Annotated in this window: 18 protein-coding genes; 4 read left to right on the forward strand and 14 right to left on the reverse strand. The window is 72.7% G+C overall.

Annotation, left to right across the window (positions count from 1 at the left end; genetic code table 11):
- Positions 1 to 29 precede the first annotated feature (29 nt).
- The 9 genes from AB0I38_RS14270 to AB0I38_RS14310 form a co-directional block, all read right to left on the reverse strand.
- Positions 30 to 2396, reverse strand: a complete 2367-nt coding sequence (locus AB0I38_RS14270) for a beta-glucosidase H (protein WP_358466841.1) — start codon at positions 2394 to 2396, stop codon at positions 30 to 32.
- A 118-nt stretch (positions 2397 to 2514) separates the two neighbouring features.
- Positions 2515 to 3444 (reverse strand): lipoyl synthase, encoded by a 930-nt coding sequence (lipA, locus tag AB0I38_RS14275; protein WP_358466843.1) that lies wholly within the window; start codon positions 3442 to 3444, stop codon positions 2515 to 2517.
- Positions 3445 to 3560: 116 nt separating this feature from the next.
- Positions 3561 to 4541, reverse strand: a complete 981-nt coding sequence (locus AB0I38_RS14280; RefSeq protein WP_358466845.1) for a hypothetical protein — start codon at positions 4539 to 4541, stop codon at positions 3561 to 3563.
- An 82-nt stretch (positions 4542 to 4623) separates the two neighbouring features.
- A complete protein-coding gene (gene lipB, locus AB0I38_RS14285) occupies positions 4624 to 5316 on the reverse strand; it encodes a lipoyl(octanoyl) transferase LipB (protein WP_358466847.1) in 693 nt (230 codons plus the stop codon).
- 38 nt (positions 5317 to 5354) lie between these two features.
- Complete coding sequence (locus tag AB0I38_RS14290; RefSeq protein ID WP_358466849.1) at positions 5355 to 6092, reverse strand: peptidase E; 738 nt, start codon at positions 6090 to 6092, stop codon at positions 5355 to 5357.
- Positions 6093 to 6129: 37 nt separating this feature from the next.
- Positions 6130 to 7023: a TIGR01777 family oxidoreductase gene (locus AB0I38_RS14295; RefSeq protein WP_358466851.1), complete on the reverse strand. Its 894-nt coding sequence runs from the start codon at positions 7021 to 7023 to the stop codon at positions 6130 to 6132.
- A gap of 205 nt (positions 7024 to 7228) precedes the next feature.
- Entirely contained in the window at positions 7229 to 8680 is a 1452-nt protein-coding gene (gene sucB, locus AB0I38_RS14300; protein WP_358466853.1) for a 2-oxoglutarate dehydrogenase, E2 component, dihydrolipoamide succinyltransferase, read from the reverse strand.
- A gap of 38 nt (positions 8681 to 8718) precedes the next feature.
- Positions 8719 to 10083, reverse strand: coding sequence for a dihydrolipoyl dehydrogenase (lpdA, locus tag AB0I38_RS14305; RefSeq protein ID WP_358466855.1), 1365 nt, complete (start codon positions 10081 to 10083; stop codon positions 8719 to 8721).
- A 51-nt stretch (positions 10084 to 10134) separates the two neighbouring features.
- Complete coding sequence (locus AB0I38_RS14310) at positions 10135 to 11622, reverse strand: leucyl aminopeptidase (protein ID WP_358466857.1); 1488 nt, start codon at positions 11620 to 11622, stop codon at positions 10135 to 10137.
- 94 nt (positions 11623 to 11716) lie between these two features.
- On the opposite strand from AB0I38_RS14310, the gene AB0I38_RS14315 reads away from it, so the two are divergent.
- Both AB0I38_RS14315 and AB0I38_RS14320 read left to right on the forward strand, forming a co-directional pair.
- Positions 11717 to 12064 (forward strand): GntR family transcriptional regulator, encoded by a 348-nt coding sequence (locus tag AB0I38_RS14315; RefSeq protein ID WP_358466859.1) that lies wholly within the window; start codon positions 11717 to 11719, stop codon positions 12062 to 12064.
- Positions 12061 to 13020 carry a DUF1648 domain-containing protein gene (locus AB0I38_RS14320; RefSeq protein WP_358466861.1) on the forward strand — a complete coding sequence of 320 codons (960 nt, stop codon included), beginning with the start codon at positions 12061 to 12063 and terminating at the stop codon, positions 13018 to 13020. The genes AB0I38_RS14315 and AB0I38_RS14320 overlap by 4 nt, the downstream gene beginning before the upstream one ends.
- A 68-nt stretch (positions 13021 to 13088) precedes the next feature.
- Here AB0I38_RS14320 and AB0I38_RS14325 read toward each other — a convergent pair whose 3' ends face one another.
- Entirely contained in the window at positions 13089 to 13862 is a 774-nt protein-coding gene (locus tag AB0I38_RS14325) for an adenosylcobinamide-GDP ribazoletransferase (RefSeq protein WP_358466863.1), read from the reverse strand.
- Positions 13862 to 14584 (reverse strand): aminoglycoside 3'-phosphotransferase, encoded by a 723-nt coding sequence (locus tag AB0I38_RS14330; protein WP_358466865.1) that lies wholly within the window; start codon positions 14582 to 14584, stop codon positions 13862 to 13864. The genes AB0I38_RS14325 and AB0I38_RS14330 overlap by 1 nt, the downstream gene beginning before the upstream one ends.
- A 34-nt stretch (positions 14585 to 14618) precedes the next feature.
- Here AB0I38_RS14330 and AB0I38_RS14335 point away from each other — a divergent pair, with 34 nt between their 5' ends.
- Positions 14619 to 15419 carry an ABC transporter ATP-binding protein gene (locus AB0I38_RS14335; protein ID WP_358466867.1) on the forward strand — a complete coding sequence of 267 codons (801 nt, stop codon included), beginning with the start codon at positions 14619 to 14621 and terminating at the stop codon, positions 15417 to 15419.
- Between the two features lie 26 nt (positions 15420 to 15445).
- Here the strand turns inward: AB0I38_RS14335 and AB0I38_RS14340 are convergent, their stop codons facing one another.
- Together AB0I38_RS14340 and AB0I38_RS14345 are read right to left on the reverse strand one after the other, a co-directional pair.
- Positions 15446 to 16438, reverse strand: a complete 993-nt coding sequence (locus tag AB0I38_RS14340; protein WP_358466869.1) for a bifunctional adenosylcobinamide kinase/adenosylcobinamide-phosphate guanylyltransferase — start codon at positions 16436 to 16438, stop codon at positions 15446 to 15448.
- A gap of 64 nt (positions 16439 to 16502) precedes the next feature.
- Positions 16503 to 16643 (reverse strand): LPXTG cell wall anchor domain-containing protein, encoded by a 141-nt coding sequence (locus tag AB0I38_RS14345; RefSeq protein WP_358466871.1) that lies wholly within the window; start codon positions 16641 to 16643, stop codon positions 16503 to 16505.
- A 197-nt stretch (positions 16644 to 16840) separates the two neighbouring features.
- On the opposite strand from AB0I38_RS14345, the gene AB0I38_RS14350 reads away from it, so the two are divergent.
- A complete protein-coding gene (locus AB0I38_RS14350) occupies positions 16841 to 17047 on the forward strand; it encodes a hypothetical protein (protein WP_358466873.1) in 207 nt (68 codons plus the stop codon).
- Positions 17048 to 17112: 65 nt separating this feature from the next.
- Here the strand turns inward: AB0I38_RS14350 and AB0I38_RS14355 are convergent, their stop codons facing one another.
- Positions 17113 to 18111, reverse strand: a complete 999-nt coding sequence (locus tag AB0I38_RS14355; RefSeq protein WP_358466875.1) for an aldo/keto reductase family protein — start codon at positions 18109 to 18111, stop codon at positions 17113 to 17115.
- Between the last annotated feature and the right edge of the window lie 29 nt (positions 18112 to 18140).

Raw genomic sequence — 18140 nt, forward strand, 5'->3', positions numbered from 1 at the left:
AACGTGACCTGTCCGTACGGCGCCCGCCGTCAGATTCGCAGCGTCGCCGACAGGCGACGGTCACCCAGATCGTGGGCCGCCTCCAGGGTGTGCTCGCCCGCGACCACGCGCCAGCCGCCCGGCGTCCAGCTCTGGAAGGCGCGCTCCGGCAGGTCGATGGTGGTGATCACGGTCTGCCCGGGATCGGCCTTCACCACGTCGAACCCGGCCAGCCGGCGGTCGCGGCCCTCGGCGGAGACGTAGATCTGGACGACCTCCCTGCCCGGCCGCTCGCCCGTGTTGGTCAGCGCCACCGTGACCGAGGACCCTTCGGCCGCGATCGAGTCGTAGGACCAGGTGGTGTAGCCCAAACCGTGACCGAACCGGAAGGCGGGAGCCCGGCCGGCCCGCTCCCAGGCCCGGTAGCCGATGTGCACGCCCTCGTCGTAGCTGACCGCGCCGTCGACCGGCGTGACGTCGGAGACCGGTACGTCGGCCAGGCGGGCCGGCCACGTCGTGGGCAGCCGGCCGCCCGGTTCGGCGTCGCCGAACAGCACGTCCGCCAGTGCCCCACCCGCCTCCTGGCCGGGGAACCAGGTGAGCAGCACCGCGGCCACCGAGTCACGCCACGGCATCTCGACCGGCGAACCGGCGTTGACCACGACCACCGTGCGCGGGTTGGCGGCGGCCACCGCGGCGATGAGCTCGTCCTGATGGCCGGGCAGGCGCAGGTCGGCGCGGTCGAAGCCCTCGCTCTCCACCTCCCGCGTGGTGGACGCCACCACCACCGCGACGTCGCAGCCGGCGGCCGTGCGGACCGCCTCGGCGAGCAGCTCCTCCGCGCCGGGCGACGGGGCGCGGTGACCGAGCGTGAACGCCACGAACGCCAGCTCGCCGAACACGTGCGCTCCGTGCGTGACGGTCAGTTCGTACGGCCGGCCCGCGGCCAGCTCGACCGTGAAGCGCTCCTCGGGCGGCGCCAGGAAGGCGGCCCCGGGGTCGCCGCCCGCCGCCTCGACGGCCGCGTCGAACACCGTCTCACCGTCCACCGTCACGGTGAACGCGCCCACCCCGGACACCGACAGCTCGTGCCTGCCCGCCCGGCCCGGCGTGTACGTGGCGCCGATCCGGACCGCCCTGACCCTGGCGGCGTCCACGCCCTGCGGGAGCCGCCCGATCCAGCGGGCCTCCGTGCCGGGCAGCGCGTGCTCGGCCAGCACCGTGCCGTCGCCGTCCAGGAACCAGGCCGTGGCCGGCACGGGCAGCGGTGACAGACGGGCGCGCGGATCGGTGCCGAGCGCGTAGCGGACCTCGGCCTCCGGCCGCTCGCGCAGCCCCTCCAGCGGCGAGACCACCCGGTCGGGGAACACCTGCGCGCTGCCGCCCCCCATCACCCGCGCCTCGTCGGCGGCCGACCCGATCAACGCCACGGTCCGGACGCCCCGCAGGGGGAGGAGGTCGCCCGCGTTCCTGAGCAGGGTGAAGCTCCGCGCGGCCACCTCCCGGGCCAGCGCCACCCCGTCGATCTCCGCACCCTCGTGCTCCGCCGCCCCGGCCGGACCGGGCGGGCGGAGGGCGCCGACGCGGTGCGCTAGCCGCAGGACGCGGCGGACCCGGTCGTCGACGGCCGCCTCGGGAACGCGCCCCGCGCGCACGGCCGCCTCCAGCTTGTCGCCCCACGGCCCGCCCGGACCCGGCATGGCCACGTCGGTGCCGCCCAGCGCCGCCGCCTCGGTGGAGCGCACCGCCGTCCAGTCGGACACCACGCACCCGTCGAACCCCCACTCGTTCTTCAGGACGCCGTTGACCAGCGGCGCGTGCTCGGTCATGGTGATGCCGTTGACCGAGTTGTAGGCGGTCATGACGCCCCAGGCACCCGCCCGCACCAGCCGCTCGAACGGCCGCAGATAGACCTCGCGCAGCGCCTGCTCGCTCACCTTGACGTTCGCGGTGAAGCGGTCGGTCTCGAAGTCGTTGGCCACGAAATGCTTGGGCGTGGTGCCGACCCCGCCCTCCTGCACTCCCTCGACGTAGCCGGCCGCGATCTCGCCGGTCAGGAAGGGGTCCTCGGAGAAGCACTCGAAGTGCCGCCCGCCCAGCGGGGAGCGGTGCAGGTTGACGGTCGGCGCCAGCAGCACGTGCACGCCCTTGCGCCGGGCCTCCTGGGCGAGCAGCCGGCCGACCCGCCTGACCAGCTCGACGTCCCAGGTAGCGGCCAGGGCGGTGGGGCTGGGCAGCGCGATCGAGGGATCGCCGGCGCTCCACTGCTCGCCGCGCACCCCGATCGGGCCGTCGCTCATCACCAGCCGGTCGAGCCCGATCTCGGGAACGGGCGGCAGCGACCACATGTCGGCCCCGGTGAGCATGCGGATCTTGGTGCTGAGGTCCAGCTTGCCGATCAGTTCGTCGAAGTCCACCCCCACAGTGTCGGACCGGACCCGCCCGCCGGGAAGATCCGGCCCGCCGGTTTCGTCCCCGTACACGCGGCAGACCGCCCCCCGGAGCCGGGGAACGGTCTGTGGGCGGCGGCGACGCTCAGGTGGTCTGGCGCGCCGCGATGGCCTGCTGGTAGAGCCGGCCCGCGCGGTAGGACGAGCGGACCAGCGGCCCGGACAGGACCCCGGCGAACCCGATGGCCTCGGCCTCGGCCTGGAGCTCCACGAACTCCTCCGGCTTGACCCAGCGCTCCACCGGGTGGTGCCGGGGCGTGGGCCGCAGGTATTGGGTGATCGTGAGCAGGTCGGTGCCCGCCGCGTGCAGGTCGCGCATGGCCTCGACGATCTCCTCACGGGTCTCGCCCATGCCCAGGATCAGGTTGGACTTGGTGACCAGACCCGCCTCGCGGGCCATCGTGATCACTCCGAGGGAGCGGTCGTAGCGGAAGGCGGGGCGGATCCGCTTGAAGATGCGCGGCACCGTCTCCACGTTGTGCGCGAACACCTCGGGCTCGGCCGAGAAGACCTCCCCGAGCTGGTCGCGGTCGCCGTTGAAGTCGGGCACCAGCAGCTCGACGCCGCAGCCGGGCAGCAGCGCGTGGATCTGCCGCGCGGTCTCCGCGTAGAGCCAGGCGCCGCCGTCGGGCAGGTCGTCACGGGCCACGCCGGTCACCGTGGCGTAGCGCAGGCCCATCTGCTGGACGGACTCGGCCACGCGGCGGGGCTCGTCGCGGTCGTACTCCTTGGGCTTGCCCGTGTCGATCTGGCAGAAGTCGCAGCGGCGCGTGCACTGGTCGCCGCCGATGAGGAAGGTCGCCTCGCGGTCTTCCCAGCATTCGTAGATATTGGGACAGCCCGCCTCTTCACAGACCGTGTGCAGGCCCTCCCGGCGCACGAGCGATTTGAGCTCGGTGTATTCGGGGCCCGTCTTCAGCTTGGTCTTGATCCACGGGGGCTTGCGCTCGATAGGGGTCTCGGCGTTGCGCACCTCCAGGCGGAGGAGCTTTCGGCCTTCAGGAGCAACGGTCACCACCACAGCTTACGTCCCGTGCCGAACCGGATCAGTCGCGGGTGGCGACATGCACGGACCACCCGCGTACCCACCGTGAACCACCCGCGACGTGCCGGCGCCCATCCGGCGAACGGTCAGCTGATCAGGCCGAAACCACGGATCGCCCGGGTGTAGTGGGCGAGCAGTTCGTCGTCGATCCGGTCGGACTCGGCCGAGCCGAGCAACTCCGCGCCGGGCATCGTCAGCACCACGTCGGAGAGCTGGGCGCGCTCCAGGGCGGCCGCCCTGATGGCCGGGACGCGCTCGCCGCGCAGTGCCGCCGCCTGCATCGGCGCCAGGTAGCGCCCGCTGGCCAGCAGCGCGCCGAGCTCGGCCGCCTCCCTCTCCGAGGCCACTCGCAGGACCAGCGCCGCACGCCTGCGCCGGACGCGGCCGGCGTCGGCCCGAGCCAGCCGGGTCAGCGCCTGCTCCACCAGCAGCACCGGCCCGCCGAGCACCCGCCCGAGGAGCCGGCCGAACATCCCCGCCACCTCGTACGTGGTGCCCGGATGGTCCAGCCCGCTCAGCGACGAGGCCGCGACCTTGGTCTGCGCCTCCTCGCGCGCGCGCAGCGGCGCCGCCCCGATCAGCGCCTGCCGCCACTCGCCCAGGGTCGACAGCGCGCCGTCCACGACGAGCTCCTCCACGGTGAGGGTCTCGGCGTAGGCCACTGCCAGCGCCACCACCCGCTGCCGCGGCGACAGGGCCAGCCACAGGGGCAAACCGACGACCAGCACCGGCTCCCTGAACGGCCCGCCGCGCAGGCAGCGCGTGACCGGCTCAAGGTCGCGGACCGCCACCCTGCCGGGCCGCCGCACGCCGATCCGGTCGGCCACCCGTTCCGCGGCGCCGTACAGCTCCTTGGCCGCCGAACGGGCGAGCACCTCGGCGTCGGCGGGCAGCGAGACACCGAGCCGGGGGCGCAGCATCCAGCCGAGCGCGATGAGCAGGGCGCCGACCAGCCACCCGGCGAGCAGCTCGGAGTTGACCACGATCGTCCACGTGCCCAGCACGACGCAGGCGAGCGTCAGCGCGTGCACCACGATGGCGAGAAGCAGAGCAAGGGGACGCTGCACAGGCCCGATCCTAGGTGCGGAGGGCCTGCCCGGACAGGCCCGATCGCAGGCGGAGGGCCTGCCCGGACCGGAGGCCCGGCCGTCAGCGGCGCATCAGATCCTCTTCGTGCAGGTCGAACGGCTCCATGCCGAGCGCCTCGGCCAGTCGCTTCTCGGCGATCGGCAGGACCTCCTCGACCACGATCCGCCTGCCGGTCTCGGCGGACAGGGAGGAGACGCCCACGTCGGGGATGCCGCACGGCACGATCCGGTTGAACCACCGGGGGTCGTTGGCGCAGTTGAGCGCGAAGCCGTGCATGGTGACGCCCCCGGTGACCCGGATGCCGACGGCGCCGAGCTGGCGATCCGGCAGGCCGAGGCTGGGGTCGCCGGCCGCCCACACGCCGGCGCGCCCGGTCGCGCGCCGCGCCGTGACGCCGAAGTCGGCGCAGATCTGGATCATCGCCTCTTCGAGCCGGCAGATGTAGGTGACCACATCGGTGATGGCGATGATCGGGTAGGCGACCAGCTGGCCGGGACCGTGCCAGGTGACGCGGCCGCCCCGGTCGACGTCGATCACCGGCGTGCCGTCGGCGGGCCGCTCGTGGGGCGCGGTGCGCCGGCCCGCGGTGTAGACCGGGGCGTGCTCCAGCAGGAGAACCGTGTCGGTCAGGTCGCCGGCGGCTCGTTTGGCGTGCACCCGGCGCTGCAGAGCCCAGGCCTGCTCGTAGGGGACATCGACACCGAGGCGGACGATGGCTAGTGCGTGGGGATCGACCCCGTGCTTGGGGCGCATGGGACCATTGTGCCGTTCCGTCACCCCTGAAGGGTAATTCAGGAGGTCAGCAGCCGCGGCTCGATCCGGAACTCCTTCACCCCGCCGGCCCCGTCGTGCTCGATCCGGTAGGCGAAGCCCTCGGGGTCGGTGGTGACCGCCTGGATGAAGTCGGTGCCGACGTAGTGCAGCCCCACCCCCTCGTCGGCCGCGTAGCCGCTGGGCAGCTCGCCGCTGGCCACCGACTGCTGCAGCAGCGGGCGGCGCTGCGGCTCGCCGTTGTAGTGCACCCCGCACGAGTAGGGCAGGAACGCCAGCCCGTCGGCCCACACGCGCAACTCGGGGCCGAAGGAGTCGGTGTTGCCGCCGACGTGCCAGCACAGCGCCCCCGCGCTCTGACCGGACAGCACCACGCCCGACCGCCACGCCTCCTCGAAGGCCTCGTCGAGCCCGTGCAGCCGCCAGAGCGCCATCAGGTTGGCCACGCTGCCGCCGCTGACGTAGATCATGTCCTGCTCCAGCATCCACGCCAGCGGGTCGTCGACGTTGGGCATCGGGAAGACGGTCAGGTGGCTCAGCTCGACGTCCCAGCCGGCGAACGCGCCGTACATCTTCAGCAGCCAGTCGCTGTCGTCGCCGACGGCGGTCGCGAGCAGGCCCAGCTTGGGGCGGTCCTGGCCGGTCAGGTCGAGGGCGTATCGGAGCAGCGGGCTGGCCTGGATGAATCCGTGGCGCCGGCTCTGGCGGAACGATCCGCCGCCGATGGCAAGGATGTGCGACTGCCCTGACCTGGTCATGTCGGAGTCTCCTCGATGGTGAAGGACGGACGGCACACTAGAGTACGGCGCGCAGTGCCTCGTCGAGACTGGTATGGGCGAAGCCGTACCCCGTGTCCTGCAGTTTCCGGGGAAGGATCTTGTGCCCGGACAGCAGGCCCTCCCTGGCGAACTCGCCGAGTCCCAGGCTCAGCGCGAAGGCCGGGACGGGCATCGGCACGGTGCCCTTACGCAGGGCTTTTCCGAGGGTCCTGGTGAACTCCGCGTTGGTGACGGGGGTGGGGGAGGTGAGATTGACCGGCCCCGACAAATCTCGATTTTTCAGGATGTGCAGGGTGGCTCCCACCCAGTCGTCCTCCGCGATCCACGACCAGTACTGCTTCCCCGACCCCAGCGGCGCGCCCAGCCCCATCCTGAAGATCGGCAGCATCCGCCCGAGCGCCCCGCCCTGCCCGCTCAGCACCAGGCCGGTGCGCAGCTGGGCGGTCCGTACGCCGAACGACCCGGCCTCCCGAGCCTCGGTCTCCCACCGGTCGCACAGCTCGGCCAGGAACCCCTCGCCCCTGCCGGTGTCCTCGTCGACCACCCGGTCACCGGTGTCTCCGTAGAAGTCGACTCCGGACGCCGACACCAGCACCTCGGGCGGCTGTGACAGCTCCCGCAGGGCGCCGACCAGCGTCCGCGTGCTGTCGACCCGGCTGCGCACCAGCTCCCGCTTGTAGGCCGGGGTCCACCGCCGGTCCGCGATCGGCGCCCCGGCCAGATGCACCACCGCCTCGGCCCCCTCGATCGCGGCCGGATCGAGCACTCCCTCGGCGGGCTGCCAGAACACCTCGTCGTCCCCGCGCGGCTCCCGCCGTACCAACGCGACGACCCGCTCGCCATCACCCCGGAGCGCCTTGACCAGCGCACTGCCCAGCAGCCCCGACGCTCCGCTCACCACAACAGCCATCTCCGCTATATCTCCCTCCCGGTCCGGAATATCCATCCTGTCCGGCCGGGCGCTCGTCCGCGGCCAAAGGGCGGCCAAAGGGCGGCCAAAGGGCGGCCAAAGGGCGGCCACAGTGCCGGGAACACAGCGAAACGGCCGGCCGGGAAAGACCCGGTCGGCCGTGGGAGGTGGGCCGCCCCGGCGGAACGCCGGGCCGGCCCAGGGATCAGGCGAGGCCGAGCTGGGCCTCGAAGCGGCCCTCTTCGAGGCGGCGCTTGATGGTGGTGAGGAAGCGGGCCGCGTCGGCGCCGTCGACCAGGCGGTGGTCGTAGGTCAGCGCCAGGTAGACCATCGAGCGGATCGCGATGACCTCGCCCTCGGGCGTGTCGATCACCACGGGACGCTTGACGACCGCGCCGGTGCCGAGCATGCCGACCTGCGGCTGGTTGAGGATCGGCGTGTCGAACAGCGCGCCCCGGCTGCCGGTGTTGGTGAGCGTGAACGTGCCGCCGGTGATCTCGTCGGGGGTCACCTTGTTGGCGCGGGTGCGCTCGGCCAGGTCGGACGTCTTGCGAGCGAGCCCGGCGAGGTTGAGGTCGCCGGCGTTCTTGATGACGGCCGCGATGAGGCCACGCTCGGTGTCGACGGCGACGGCGAGGTGCTCGACGTCGAAGTAGGTGACCTCCATCGTTTCGTTGTTGATCGTCGCGTTGAGCTTGGGGTGCTGCTTGAGCGCCTCGATCGCGGCCATCTCGAAGAACGGCATGAACGACAGCTTGACGCCCTCGCGGCGCTGGAAGTCGGCCTTGGCCTGATCGCGCAGCCGCGCGATCTTGGTGACGTCGACTTCGACGACCGTGGTGAGCTGCGCCGCGGTCTGCAGCGACTCGACCAGGCGCTTGGACATGGTCTGCCGCAGGCGCGACATCTTCTCGGTACGGCCGCGCAGCGTGGTGTCGACCTCGACCGGCTCGGGAGTCGCGGCCTGGGCGGGCGCGGCGGCGGGCTGGGCGGCGGCCGCCGGAGCCTGGGCGGCGGGGGCCGCCTGCGCGCGCTGCGTCTTGGCCGCCTCCAGCACGTCCTGCTTGCGGATGCGGCCGCCCACGCCGGTGCCGTTGACGGCGTCGAGGTCGACGCCGTGCTCGTTGGCGAGCTTGCGCACCAGCGGCGTCACGTAGGGGCTCTCACCGGAGGGCTGCGACGGGGCCTGCTCGGCGGGCGCCTGCGGAGCCGGTGCCTGCTGGGCCGGAGCCGGGGCGGGCGGAGCCTGCGGGGCCGGTGCCTGAGCGGGAGCCGGAGCGGGCGGGGCCTGCTGGGCCGGCGCCTGCTGGGCGGGCTCGGGCTGCGCCGGGGCGGGCTGGGGGATCGAGGAGGCGGGCGCGGGCTCCGGCTCCGCGGCCGGGGCCTCCTGCTGAGCCGGGGCGGCACCGCCGGCCTGGCCGTTCTCGTCGATGATGGCCAGCTCGGCGCCGACCTCGACGGTCTCGTCCTCAGCCACAACGATCTTGGTGACGACACCCGCGGACGGCGACGGGATCTCGGTGTCGACCTTGTCGGTCGACACTTCGAGGAGCGGCTCGTCGGCCTCGACGCGCTCGCCTTCCTTCTTCAGCCAACGGGTTACCGTGCCCTCGGTAACGCTCTCGCCGAGCTGGGGCATCTGTACGGAGACCGGCATCGTTATCTTCTCTCGCGTTCTGATCTCGAGGGCTTTGACTAGTTGTGGACGTGCAGCGGCTTGCCGGCCAGGGCCAGCATCGCCTCACCAACGGCCTCGGACTGGGTCGGGTGTGCGTGGATGAGCTGGGCGACCTCTGCGGGCAGCGCCTCCCAGTTGTAGATCAGCTGCCCCTCGGTGACGAGCTCACCGATGCGACGACCCACCATGTGGACGCCGACGACCGGCCCGTCCTTCTGGGCGATGACCTTGACGGCACCGGCCGTGCCGAGGATCTGGCTCTTGGGATTGCCGGCGAGGTCGTAGACCTGCTCCACGATCTCCAGCCCGCGCTCGGCGGCCTGGGCGGAGGTGATGCCGACCGAGGCGACCTCGGGGTCGGAATAGGTGATGCGCGGCACGCCCGCGTAGTCGATGGGCGGCGGGTTGAGACCGGCGATGTGCTCGGCCACCATGATGCCCTCGGCGAACCCGGCGTGCGCCAGCTGCAACGTGGGGATCAGGTCGCCGATCGCGTAGACGCCGGGCACGGAGGTCTGGCAGTGCTCGTCGACCACGACCGCGCCGCGCTCGACGGTGATGCCGGCCTCCTCGAAGCCCATGCCCGAGGACACGGCGCCGCGGCCGACCGCGACCAGCAGGATCTCGGCGTCGAGGGTCTTGCCGTTGGCCAGGGTGACCACCACGCCCGTGTCGGTGGTCTTGGCGCTCTCGAAGAAGACGCCCAGTTCGTACTTGATGCCGCGGCGGCGGAAGGCGCGCTCCAGCAGCTTGGAGCTCGACTCCTCCTCGGTCGGCAGCAGGTGGGGCAGGGCCTCGACGATCGTGACCTCGGCCCCGAACGAGCGGTAGACGCTGGCCAGCTCGACGCCGATCACACCGCCGCCCAGCACCACCACGGAGCTGGGCACGTGGTCCATGGTCAGGGTGTGCTCGCTGGTGATGACGCGCTCGCCGTCGATCTCCAGGCCGGGCAGCGACTTGGGCGCCGAGCCGGTGGCCAGCACGACGGCGTGGCCCTCGTAGACCTCGGAGCCGACCTGGATCGCGCGCTCTCCGACGAGGCGGCCCTCGCCCTCGACGATCGTCACGCCCGCGCCCTTGAGCAGGCCCTGCACGCCCTTCCAGGCGCGAGTGACGATCTTGTCCTTGAAGGCGTGCACGCCGGGGACGTCGATGCCCTCGAAACGCGCCTTGACGCCGAACGTCTCGCTCTCGCGGGTCTCGTCGGCGACCTCGGCGGAGTGCAGCAGAGCCTTCGTGGGGATGCATCCCCTGTGGAGGCAGGTGCCGCCGATCTTGTCCTTTTCGATCAGGGCGACGGTCTTGCCCAGCTCGGCCGCCCGCAGCGCGCAGGCGTAACCGCCGCTGCCGCCACCTAGGACGACGATGTCGTAGGCCACAGGAAGGCTCCTTGTCGGGGTGTTCGTGATGCCGTCATCTTTTCATTTGTTTCAGATGCTCGCGTGCCGCTCGGCGAGTCCGATGAGGGTGCGGGTGATCGCGCCCGTGCCGCCCTTGGGGGTGTAGCCGTGCGGCTCGCCCTTGTTGAACGCGGGTCCGGCCATGTCGATGTGCGCCCAGCGCACCCCGTCGGGCACGAACTCCTTCAGGAAGATGCCCGCAGTCAGCATGCCGCCCCAGCGCTCGGGGTGGAGGTTGGCCAGATCGGCGATCGGGGAGTCGAGGCCCTTGCGCAGTTCCTCGGGCAACGGCATGCCCCAGGCGCCCTCGCCCGCGTCACCGGCGACCTCGACGACGAGCTCCCTGATCGCGTCGTCGTTGGCCATGACGCCGGCCGTCCGCCAGCCGAGCGCGACGATCTGCGCGCCGGTGAGGGTGGCGACGTCGACGATCAGGTCGGGGGAGTCCTCGGCGGCCCGCGCGATGCCGTCCATGAGCACCAGGCGGCCCTCGGCGTCGGTGTCGAGCACCTCGACGGTCTTGCCGCTGTAGCTGGTGAGGACGTCGGACGGGCGCTGCGCGGTGCCGCTGGGAAGGTTCTCGGCCAGGCAGAGGTAGCCGACGGCGTTGACCGGCAGGCCCAGGCGGGCGATGCCGACCAGTGCCCCGAAGACGGCGCCCGCGCCGCCCATGTCGGACTTCATCCAGTCCATGGACGCGGACGGCTTGAGCGACAGGCCACCCGAGTCGAACGTGATGCCCTTGCCCACGAACGCCAGCGTCTTGCCGGCCTCCGGATGGGTGTAGGAGAGGCGGACCAGGCGCGGCGGGTTGACCGAGCCCTGGCCGACGCCGATGAGGCCGCCGTAGCCGCCGTCCTTGAGCTGCTTCTCGTCGAGCACCTCGACGGTCAGCCCGGCCTCGGCGCCCGTCCGCTCGGCGATCTCGGCGAACTTCGCCGGCCACAGGTCGGACGGCGGTGTGTTGACCAGGTCGCGGACCAGGGCGACGGACTCGGCCAGCACGGTGGCGCGCTCGGCGGACCTCTCGCCGTGACCGTGCTCGCCGGCCGCGGCGGAGAGCACGGTCAGCTCGGCCACCGGCTCCTTGCGCTCGCCGTTGGTGCGGTAGCGGGAGTAGCCGTAGGCGCCCAGCAGCGCGCCGAGCGCGACGGCCTCGACCTCCTGGGCCGAACCGGCGGGCAGGGCCAGGGCGGCGCGGGCCGTGCCGGCCAGCGAGCGTACGGCGGCGCCGGCGGCGCGGCGCAGCCCCTCGGCGTCGGGCGACTCACCCAGGCCGACCGCGACCAGCAGTGGCGCGGTGATGGCGCCGAACACCGGCACCTTGGCGATCTCGCCGGGCTTGCCGGTGAACCCGACGGCGGCGAGGGAGGTGGCGAGCTTGCCGTCGAAGGCGGCGTCGAGACTTTCCGCTCCGGTCGCGGGGCGGGGGCCTTCCGGGCCGGAACGGAACCCGACGATCAGTGCGTCGGTGTCGAAAGAGACTGGGTCTGCTGAGTTCAGCCGCACAGTGGTCACGTAAACCGATGCTATCCAGGGTTTCCAGGTACTAACAAACAGGGGTTCATCCCATGAATCCTTGACGCGCATTGGTGCTATAGTCATTAGCACCATGTTGCTCACGCTCGATCTCAACGACGCGCGGCCCCTGCACCAGCAGGTGGCCAGCGCCATCCGCCACGCCATCGGCGAGGGGGCTTACACGCCGGGAGACCGGTTGCCGCCGGCCCGCGACCTGGCCGACGCTCTCGGCATCAACGCCAACACGGTGCTGCGCGCGCTGCGCGACCTGCGGGACGAGGGGCTGCTGGAGTTCAGGCGCGGACGCGGCGTCAGCGTCGCCGGCCGCGCCGACGGGCGCGCGCTGCTCGTGGAGCGGGCGCGTGAGCTGCTGGACGAGGCCAGAAGATACGGCTACCGCCGCGAAGACCTCATCACCATCCTTGAGGAGTTGACATGACCCCCCGATCCGCCGCCGCCCTCTGGGGGACGGCCGTCACCGCCGCGCTGGTCGCGGTTCCGTTGATCCTGCGCGACCGGCTGCCCGATCCGCTGGCCGTGCACTGGGGCCCGGCGGGAGCGCCCGATCGCGAGCAGTCGTTCGCGACCGGTTTGGCGGTGCAGGTGGCGATGTGGATCGTGATCTGGGGGTTCCTGCTCGCCGCCGCGGCGCGTGAGCGGACGCTGGCCCGCAGGATGGGCCGCGGCTACTGGTGGGGCACCCTCGTCGGAGGCGGGTTGTTCGTGCTCGGCATGGGCGGCGTGACCCTGCTGGCCAACCTCGACGTGGCCGACTGGACCGCCGCCGTCCTGGAGCCGTGGCAGGTCGTCGCGGTGATCCTCGTGGGCGTGGCCGCCGGACTGCTCGCCGGCTACCTCGGCAGGGGAGGTCCCGACCCGGAGGTGCCCGCCGACGCCGAGCCGCCCCGGCTCGACCTCAGGCCAGGGCAGCGCGTGGTGTGGGTCAGCCGCCTCACCAACCCCTGGCTGCTCGCCGTGACCGCCGTCGCGGCGGCCGGGCTGGTCGTCGTCGCGGTGCTCGACGTCGCGGGCGCCTCCGTGGGCGCCGCCCTCCCGCCGCTCGTCATCGTGCTGCTCGTCGGGCTGCTGACCACCTCCCTCACCTGCCGCGTCACCGCCGACGGCCTCCGGATCGGGTTCGGGCCGCTGGGCTGGCCGGCGCGCCGCATCCAGCTGTCCAAGATCGACAAAGCCTGGTCGGACACGCGTTACCCGAGCCAGGTCGGCGGCTGGGGGATCCGGGGCCTGCCGGGTGCCGCGACCATCATGCTGCGCGGCGGCGAGTGCTTGATCATCCGCTACCACTCCGGCGGCGAGCTGGCCGTCAGCGTCGACGACGCCGCTCGTGGCGCCGCCCTGCTCAACGCCCTTGTCGCCGAGAAGGTGAGCCGGTGACCGGACACCCGGCCCGGCGCGCCCCGGCGAACGAGGAGCTCAACCGGCCGGCTGACCGGCCACACAGGTCAGCCGAAGACGGCGCACACGACGAGGGCGGCGGTGGCGGCGGTCTCGGCGAGCGCGCCCAGCACGTCGCCCGTGACGCCGCCCAGCCGCCTCCGGGCGTGGGCGAGCAGCAGCAGCGCCGCCACCAGCCCGGCGAGCGCCGCCAGCGGCGGGACGACCGCCGCCGGCAGGCCGGCCCCCGTCGCCTCCGAGGCGACCGGGACCGGGACCGGGACGGCCAGGCCGAGCGCGGTGATGGCGACCAGGGCCGCGAGGGTGACGAGCCAGGCGGCGGCGGGGCGTACCGTGCCCGCGACCAGGGCGCCCAGCCCGTCGGGGCGGGCGGCCGGGACGCCGGACCGGCAGGCCCAGGTGAGCGCCAGGCGGCCGGTCACGCAGGCGGTCACCAGCGCCCAGGGACCGGCCGAGGACAGCGCGGCGACCTGGACGAGCAGCGTGAGCACCAGCGTCACCACGCCGAACGGCCCGATGTCGGATTTCCGCATGACGGCGAGCGCCTGGTCGGCGGGCCTGCCGCTGCCCAGGCCGTCGGCGAGGTCGGCCAGCCCGTCCAGGTGCAGCCCGCGCGTGAGTACGGCCAGCGTCCCGGCCGCCAGGGCGGCCCCCAGCAGCGGCGGCCCCGGCAGCAGCAGCGGCAGGCTCGCCATCAGGCCGAGGATCAGCCCGACGACCGGGGCGAGCAGCATGGCCGGGCCGGCCACCCCGCGGTCCACCCGCGTCACCCGGATCGGGAACACGGTGAGCGTGCCGACCGCGAAGCGCAGCCCGTGCATCAGAACAGCTCGTCCAGCATCCGGTAGTACTCCAGCCGCCGCGGGTCGGGCTCGGCGAGCCCGTACGCCGCCAGGAAGTCGGCCCCGGCGCGCTCGTCCAGCTCGCGCAGCGCGACGGCCAGGTCGACGTGCCGGTCGGCCACGCCGAGCGCGCCCAGGTCGATCAGCACCGGCTCGCCCGAAGGCGGCGCGAGCACGTTGGCCGGGGTGAAGTCGCCGTGCGTGACGACCAGGTCCTCCTCGGCGGGCCGCTCGGCCACCAGCCGCTCGTACACCTGCTCCGGTGTGAGCCCCGCCCGGGCCTCGCCGAAGCCGCGCGCGTCGACCAGCCCGGCCGCCACCCGCGCGCGGGCCCTGCCCAGCTTGACGTCGAGCCGCTCGTCGAAGGGGCATTCGCCGACCGGGACACCGTGCAGAGCCCGCAGCGCACGTCCCATGATCGTGCCCGCCTGGGGCGGCGGCGCCTTGCGCTCCAGGCTGCGCCAGCCCACGTCCGACAGCACCAGCGCGTCACCCTCGAACGCCACGACCTCCGGCACCGCCACCCACCGCCTGAGCCACATGAGCCGGTCGCGCTCGCCGCGCGCGGCCGGGCCCTGCTTCACGTAGTAGACGCCCGTGGGGAACGTCACACGCAGCGTCTCGCCGCTCATGCCCTCGTGGTCGCCGGACCAGACGGCGTCGTCACCGAAGAGGTCCAAGATCCGCCCAGGAAGCCGCATAACGGTCGATCCTAAGGGCCACTAGGGTGGCCGAATGCACGTGGTTGAACTCGAAGGCGTAGGTGTCCGGGTCGTCGGCAAGGCGCTGCTGAGCGACGTCGACTGGCGGGTGGAGTACGGCGAGCACTGGGTGATCCTCGGCCCCAACGGCGCCGGCAAGACGACGCTGCTCTCGCTGGCCGCCGCCGTGCGGCACCCGACGGAGGGCACGGTGAGCGTCCTGGGCCACCGGCTCGGCCGGGTCGACGTGCGGTCGCTGCGCCGCCACATCGGCCTGGTCGCCTCCAGCCAGCGGCTGATCGACGAGGAGTTGCTGGAGGAGGAGGGCGCGACCGCGCACACCGTGGTGCTCACCGGGCACACCGGGACGAGCGCCCCGCTCTGGGACAGGTACGGCGACGCCGAGCACGAGCGCGCGCTGCGGCTGCTGGCCGACCTCGGCTGCAAGGACCTGGCCGACCGCCCCTTCCGGGTGTGCTCCCAGGGCGAGCGCGCCCGGATCCGGGTGGCTCGCTCGCTCATGCCGGATCCGGCGGTGCTGCTGCTGGACGAGCCGTTCGCCGGGCTCGACCTGCCCGCCCGCGAGGACCTCATCGCGGCGATCGAGGACCTGGCGGAGACCAGGCCGGTGCTCACCACGATCACGGTGACCCACCACCTGGAGGAGGTGCCCTCGACCACGACCCACGCCATGCTCATGTGCGACGCCCGCATCCTGGCGGCCGGGCCCGTGGCGGACGTCCTCACCCCGTCCAACCTCTCCGACTGCTTCGGCCGCCCCCTGCACGTGGACCGGCTCGACGGCCGCTGGTACGCCCGGGCCATCCGTCCCTGACCCGGGCGGGCCGCCCTGAGGGGTCCTCAGAGCGGCAGCAGGCGGCCGGCCACGACGAGGGCCACGTCCTCCGACTCGGCGGCCAGCCGCTCGTTGAGGCGGCCGAGCGCGTCCCTGAAGGTCCGCCCGCCGGCCGTGGCGGGCACCACGCCCATGCCCACCTCGTCGGACACCGCCACGATCGGCCGCGCCGTGTCCCGCCACGCCCGCACCAGCTCGTCGCACCGCCGCCGGACCGGCGCCCGGTCGCCCTCCCAGGCGCCGTGCTCGTCGAACACCGCCGTCAACCACGTGCCGAGCCCGTCCACGAGCAGCGGCGTGGTGGCCTCGCGGACGGCCCGCGCCAGGTCGGTGGTCTCCAGCGTCGCCCAGTGCGCGGGCCTGCGCTCCCGGTGGGCGCGCACGCGCGCGGCCCACTCGGCGTCGCCCTCGCCGCGCGGCCCGGTGGCCACATAGGTCACGTACGGCTCCGCCGCCAGACGCAGCTCGGCCTCGGCCGACTTGCCCGACCGCGAACCACCCAGCAGCAACGTCCTGCGGGGAGGCGTCACAGGAGGCGGCGGCCGGCCGGTGTCGATCGTGGTCCCGTCGGGCACGGCCCGCGCCCCCCAATGCGTCAGCCGCCGGGCCAGCTCCTCCTCCGACCTGACGCGGTGGTCGACGCCCACGGCCACCACCTGGGTGCGCTCGCCCACCACCCCCGCCCGCCGCAGCAGCCCGAGCCGCTCCGGCCCGTCGAGCAGGTCGGCGAGCACGAGGTCGCACACCGGCACGTCCAGCGGCGTCCGTCCCGCCGGCACGTACAGCAGCCGGGCGCCGTCGGGCCCGGTCAGGCCGTGCCCGCCGGCGAACGACCGGTGGCCGCCCGGCAGGTCGCGGAACGGGAACCCGGCCACGCCGTCCACGACCGGCTCGAACGGCCGCCGGTGCGCGGACTGAGGGCGGGCGCACGAGGCGCACCGGCACCCGGGCACCGGCCAGCCCGCGGGGCCTGCCGTACCGGCGAGAAGTACCTTCATCGCGCCGATCGTACAAACAGTCCCGGAACGGCGGCCGGCGGGACAGCCGTCAGGGAACGGCGGATCAGCGGGACAGGTGGGCGGGAGGCCGGGAACGGCGGCGGGTGGCGACGAAGGCGCCGCCGCCGAGCAGGACGAGCGCCCCGGCGCCGCCGAGGATCAGCGTGAGCGGCGGCCCGCCGGCGCGCGTCCGGGTCGGGCCCACCGGGTACGGGTCCGGCGGGCATGATCGTGGTCGAGGCGAGGGCGGGGAGGGGCGAGAAGAGGAAGACGGCCGCCACGAGGGTGGCACCCGCAGCGACACGAAACGCGCGCGGCATCGATTGACCTCCAAGCTCGGGAGTAGGGTGCCAGTGCCGTCGGAGGGTGCGCCGGCGAACCCGCGGAAAAGGAGCGTATGGCATGACATGGCGGTGGCGTTATGAAAATGCGCATGGTGGTGAGGTGACAGATCTGCCGTTGCCCCGAGAGGTTTTTCCGAGCCAGGCCGACGCGGAGTCCTGGATCGGCGAAAACTGGCGTGAGCTGCTCGAATTCGGTGTTGAGCAGGTCGCTCTTCTGGAAGAGGAGCGCGTCGAGTACACGGGATTGTCATTGCGTCCGGAGTGAAAAGAAAACATAGAAAAACCCCTTGAGTCGATTCGTGACTCAAGGGGTTTTCGTTGGCGCGGAGTTTATGGGCGCGCTTCGGGGCTGACGGTCTTGGAGGGGTCCCGCTCCACGATCGGGCCGAGCACGTCGTCGATCCGCGCGAGCACCTCGGCGCCGAGCTTGACGCCCGCGGCCTTCACGTTGTCGCGCACCTGCTCGGGCCGGGTGGCGCCGACGATGGCGCTGGACACGTTGGGGTTCTGCAACACCCAGGCGACCGCCAGCTGGGCCATGCTCAGCCCGAGGTCCGCGGCGATCGGCTTGAGCTCCTGCACCCTGGTGAGCACGTCGTCCTTCATGTACCGGGAGATCATGGCGCTGCCGCCCGGATCGGTCGCCCGCGAGCCCTCCGGCGGCTGCCGGCCGGGCAGGTACTTCCCGGTGAGCACGCCCTGGGCGATCGGCGACCAGACGATCTGGCCGACGCCCTCACGCTCGCTCAGCGGCACGACCTCCGTCTCGATGACCCGCCACAGCATCGAGTACTGCGGCTGGTTGGACACGATCCGGTCGAAGCCCATCTCGTCGGCGATCTTCAGCGCCTCGGCGATCTGGCCGGCGGTCCACTCGCTGACCCCGACGTACAGCACCTTGCCCTGCCGTACGAGATCGTCGAAGGTCTTGAGGGTCTCTTCGAGCGGCGTCTCGACGTCGAAACGGTGCGCCTGGTAGAGGTCGACGTAGTCGGTCTGCAGGCGGCGCAGCGAGGCGTTGATCGACTCGGTGATGTGCTTGCGGGACAGGCCGCGGTCGTTGGGCCCGGCCCCGGTCGGCCAGTAGACCTTGGTGAATATCTCCAGCGACTCCCGGCGGACGCCCTTCAACGCCCGGCCGAGCACCGCCTCGGCCTTGGTGCCGGCGTAGACGTCGGCGGTGTCGAACGTGGTGATGCCCTCGTCGAGGGCGGCCTGGACGCACTGCTTGGCGGCGTCCTCCTCCACCTGGGAACCATGGGTGAGCCAGTTGCCGTAGCTGATCTCACTGACCATGAGACCGCTACGACCGAGGTGACGGAATTCCATGTATCCGACCTTAGGCGGTCAGCTGATCC

Source organism: Nonomuraea cavernae, from assembly GCF_040655715.1.
GTDB classification, from domain to species: Bacteria; Actinomycetota; Actinomycetes; order Streptosporangiales; family Streptosporangiaceae; genus Nonomuraea; species Nonomuraea cavernae_A.